This window comes from Frankia sp. CeCAU1 (assembly GCF_977971845.1).
In genome coordinates this window covers 1-888 of sequence record NZ_CDWWXA010000099.1, presented here as the reverse complement: position 1 = coordinate 888, position 888 = coordinate 1, and the positions used below count along the sequence as shown (strand labels likewise).

Genomic DNA, 888 nt, shown 5'->3' with positions numbered 1-888 from the left:
GGCCGGGTGGGCGTCCGGGGCCGGGTCGGGCGGGTTTCGGTGCGCGGGCCGGTAGCGGTGTCTTCGGGCGGAGGTTGCGGAATCCCCGGCGGGCACGGGCCGGAGTCAGCCTTGTGGGTTCGGCGGGTCGTTCCCAGGGGCGGCGCAGGTCGGTGGTGAGCGCGCGGGCGAGCCGGAGCTGGGTGTAGGCGGTGAGGACAAGCCAGGTCCAGCGGTCCGCCGCGGCGGGGTCCCTGATCTTCGGGGCGGTCCAGCCCAGGGTCTGCTTGACCATGCGGAAGGTGTGTTCCAGGTCGAATCTTCGAAGGAACGCCTGCCAGGCGCGGTCGACGTCGGCGCTGCCGGCGTCGACGGTGGAGTGCCACAACCAGACCGGTTTCGGGCGCCGTTCGCCCGGGAGGCGGTCGACGAGCAGGCGGATCAGGGTGCCCTCGATGATCGGGAGCTGGCCGGTGTGGTGTTCCCATCCGCCACGGCGGGTCAGCCGGGGGTGGGCCCGGTCCCAGCAGGTGGCGACCGCGGTGCCGTACCGGCGGGTCTCGGTGGTCGTGGTGACCGTAGGGGTGGGCAGGCTGGCCGGGTCGGCCAGGGGCAGCTCGGGGCCGTGCCGTGGTGGCCGACCGGACGCCTTCGGCGGCCGCGGGAGGACGGGCAGGCGGAAGACCCGGTCGGAACGCAGCCGGCCGACGAGGTCGACGGGCAGGCCGGCCAGCAGGAAGGCCAGGCGGGTGACGTCGTAGCCGGCGTCGAACACGACGAGGATGTTCGGATCACCGGCGGTGTGGTGGCCGACGGCTGCGAGCCGGCCGACCACGTCCCGGACCTGGGCGGCGGTCACCGTGGTGAGGTCGTCGTCGGGGCCGAGACGGACCGCGTCCAGCGGCGCCG

The 888-nt window shown here is 74.5% G+C and carries 1 protein-coding gene; it reads right to left on the bottom strand.

The features are described from left to right. Window positions 1-888 (bottom strand): transposase (locus AC08OO_RS16470; protein ID WP_476618729.1); only part of this gene is annotated, 888 nt, incomplete at both ends.